General features: G+C 35.2%; 4 protein-coding genes and 1 pseudogene. 2 read left to right on the plus strand and 3 right to left on the minus strand.

Going from position 1 to position 3,166, the window contains the following annotated elements:
• Window positions 1-44: 44 nt before the first annotated feature.
• The 3 genes from ABID23_RS07620 to ABID23_RS07630 form a co-directional block, all read right to left on the minus strand.
• Window positions 45-512 carry a crossover junction endodeoxyribonuclease RuvC gene (locus ABID23_RS07620; protein ID WP_354190860.1) on the minus strand — a complete coding sequence of 156 codons (468 nt, stop codon included), beginning with the start codon at window positions 510-512 and terminating at the stop codon, window positions 45-47.
• Window positions 513-802: 290 nt separating this feature from the next.
• Window positions 803-1,960, minus strand: coding sequence for a hypothetical protein (locus ABID23_RS07625; RefSeq protein ID WP_354190862.1), 1,158 nt, complete (start codon window positions 1,958-1,960; stop codon window positions 803-805).
• Between the two features lie 10 nt (window positions 1,961-1,970).
• Window positions 1,971-2,291: a hypothetical protein gene (locus ABID23_RS07630; RefSeq protein ID WP_354190864.1), complete on the minus strand. Its 321-nt coding sequence runs from the start codon at window positions 2,289-2,291 to the stop codon at window positions 1,971-1,973.
• Between the two features lie 94 nt (window positions 2,292-2,385).
• On the opposite strand from ABID23_RS07630, the gene ABID23_RS07635 reads away from it, so the two are divergent.
• Window positions 2,386-2,712, plus strand: a complete 327-nt coding sequence (locus ABID23_RS07635) for an XRE family transcriptional regulator (protein WP_354190866.1) — start codon at window positions 2,386-2,388, stop codon at window positions 2,710-2,712.
• A gap of 221 nt (window positions 2,713-2,933) precedes the next feature.
• Window positions 2,934-3,166, plus strand: a pseudogene (locus ABID23_RS07640) (hypothetical protein); the annotation flags it as partial.

Genomic DNA, 3,166 nt, shown 5'->3' on the forward strand with positions numbered 1-3,166 from the left:
CTGATCTGTACTAAAATTCGCACACGCTACTTTATTACTGGACATCACTCTAAGATCTCCTTCTCTTTAACCAAATATAAAATTGCTAAAGCATCTGCTTCATTATCATCACAAGGCTTGTGTCCTTTAATACACATTGCCTCTATCATCTCTTCTTTCGACGCATTCCCCTTACCTGTCATCGCTTTCTTAATCGTACTTACCGGTATCCCCTCATACGGTATCTGATGATGTTCACACCACGCCGTTAACGTTGCTAATAAACCACCGTAAACATGCGCTGCATCCGTGCCAACATGACGCCTCACCTCCTCAAAATACACCGCGTCAATTTGACCTGCTGTCTGCTTTATTTCTGATAACCATTGCTTAAAACGCAAGTAACGCATTCCACCGCCTTCAAAGCGACGTGTCTGAAAATTAATGGTACCACTAATGATATGACCATCCCCTCCACGTATCGCCCACCCCGTCTTGGTACCTAGATCAAAACAAAGAAGCGTGTTGAGCATCTACATCACCTGTGTTTCATGATTGCTTTTTCTTAGAATGGTGCTTTAAACGGCTTCTCTGCACACAATTTTACTGCAAATCACACAATAAGAAATGTTAGAATGAGATAATTTTTGAATAAGCTTTTCTTGCTCTTGTATTATTTTATCTTTTTCCATTACCTCATCTCTCAATTTTTGTGTCTTTATTATAAAAGTAATAAACGTGATAGAGTGCTGCTACGTTACAAACTATTAACGTGACATATTTAACCAAATACTTAACTTCTTCTGGACTCATCTCTATCTCCTCACTTACTTTTCTTCTTAGAAGAGTTAGCTTTATTGCCAGCAAACATTTCCCCACTATTAACTAAAGTGCCGCCACCAACGCTTTCCGTCGCAACACGTACATCACCACGAACAGTTGCATTTTCATAAATATTCGCAGTGCCATAAATTAATGCCTCTTCATAAACTTGTGCTTTGCCATGAACTTGTGCCTTATTAGTAACGGTCGCATACCCGTAAACTTTGGCATCTTCATAAACCTGTGATGAGCCCCAAATCTCTGCATTGCCATAAACATGGGCATTGCCATAAACCTTAGCATAACCACCAATAACTACATTTCCATAAGCCTGTGCTTTGTCATAAACTTGAGCATTGGAATAAACTTTAGCATTACTAAAAACCATAGCCTCTCCCCCAATCCAACAGTTATCATCATGACTAAGATTTCCCTCTTTTGCTATCCAGCCCCCCAAATCACCTTTTTTAACAGTACCAAAGTCTCTTAAGGCGCAAATTCTATGCAAAACATGAGTACAACTACCTTTCTCACCGCTGTGTTTGTATTCTTTGATGTCACCAGTGAATTCGTATTTCTTAGTTGGATCAACTGCTACAATATTAGCTTTAAGTTCAATGATCTCTTGACGTTGTTTAATTACAATTTCATCATTTTCTTTAATCGTTTGTTTAAGCTTTTCAATTTCCTCGTCACGTTCTTCCATTTCCTCGTCGCGTGATTGAACTTCTTCTTCAAGGGTATCTATAATTTCGTTTTTCCGTTTAAACGCTGCTTCATACTCATCTATCTTTTGCTCCAGTTCTTTAATTATAAGATCGCTTTTTTCAATAGATTCATTACGTGTTCTAAGGGTATTGATATAACTTTCAATGTCTCTATTCCTTACATTAATTACCCTATTTTTCTCTTCAATAGCAGCATCACGCTCCATAACTGCTCTATTTTGTTCTTTAACCGCAGCATCACGTTCATGAATAAGCTCTACAGTTTTCTTTGAACATTCACTCTTTATCTTTTGAATTTCTTTTTTATGACTTTCAATGTTCTCTTTAAATGCCTTGGCTTGGTTGCGATAATCAAAAATAACTCGTACCAAGACTAAGATACCTAAAAAAAGCGGCATTGCTGCTATAGATAAAACGTCAGTAAAATTCATTTTGATCTCCTCAAGGTTGTAAATTATTACCTGTGTTATGAACGCTAGGATTTTTTGTAAATTTTGACGTTGGGAATACGTGTTTTTCTTGCATTAATCTTTGCAAGCGCTCAGGATAAAAGAAATCTTCTGGACGCAAGTCTATCCCATGATCACGCGCGTAGGTTAATAATCGCGCTTGATAAATTGAAGGAAATAATCCATTAGAACCACCCTTCTCTTTAGAATAAGTGATACGATAAACAGCACCTTTACATTTCTGTAAAATACGCGAAACATTAACAGCCCCCCCTAAATATTTTATTATGGTATACGCAGGTTCTTTTTTCATAATAATAAAATTTCATATTTAATGAATTTTATCAAGATAAAAATTCAGTTTTTTTTTATTGATTTTTCATATCACATGAAAGAGCCTTACTTTTATGGAATCAGATCAGTTGAAGGCGTGGCTTAATGAGCAATTAGCTAAAAATGGGCATGGCAGCAAAAAAATGCTCGCTAAACATTTAGGGATATTGCAATCTACTTTAAGCAATATGCTAAATAACTCAGAAAAAAAGAAAGCAATAAAACCTAGATCAATAAGAGCTGATGAACTAATAAAAATTATTGATTTTTTTGGTGAAATCCCGCCTTTTTTAATAAAAGAATCTGAACAATTTATTCGTCTTTACTATCAAGCAAAACCTGAAGTTCAGAAAGCTGTTTTAACGATTCTTCAAAATTCTTGTTCTTTAGACAAAGAATAATAGCTGCCCTCATTTTTTTATCTCCATAATTCCAAAGTTTTTCTAACATTGTATTATCCATAATTAACTTTTACCTTCATAAAGTTTCATATTTTATGAATTTTTTAGTTGACTTTGTTCATTAAATATGAAACATACAGACACCATACCCCGAAAAAAAAAACTTCTGTCAAGGTGTTTTTTTCAAAATGTATTTAAATATTTTGATAATGGAGGCATTTGTGAAAAAACCAGTGTTTATAAATTCTGATGAAATCCTCTTAGTGATGTGTGAAAATGAAGCAGATAACCTCGCTAAATCCGGACCTTTCTTAGAAGAAAAGGACATTATCGACTGTATCGACCAAACCGATAATGCCGTTCAAATCTTACGTATTGAACCTGAAACTAACCGTTGTGAAGATATCTCTGAAGAGGTAGCAGAATGCTATCTTAAACAAAATGAAGAGATGTG

The sequence above is a fragment of the Bartonella silvatica genome (assembly GCF_040545155.1).
Classification (GTDB): domain Bacteria; phylum Pseudomonadota; class Alphaproteobacteria; order Rhizobiales; family Rhizobiaceae; genus Bartonella; species Bartonella silvatica.

Bases quoted from the DNA above. Each gene is read 5' to 3' on its own strand.
- ABID23_RS07620 (WP_354190860.1), bottom strand. From the start codon at position 512: ATGCTCAACACGCTTCTTTGTTTTGATCTAGGTACCAAGACGGGGTGG.
- ABID23_RS07630 (WP_354190864.1), bottom strand. From the start codon at position 2,291: ATGAAAAAAGAACCTGCGTATACCATAATAAAATATTTAGGGGGGGCT.
- ABID23_RS07635 (WP_354190866.1), top strand. From the start codon at position 2,386: ATGGAATCAGATCAGTTGAAGGCGTGGCTTAATGAGCAATTAGCTAAA.
- ABID23_RS07625 (WP_354190862.1), bottom strand. From the start codon at position 1,960: ATGAATTTTACTGACGTTTTATCTATAGCAGCAATGCCGCTTTTTTTA.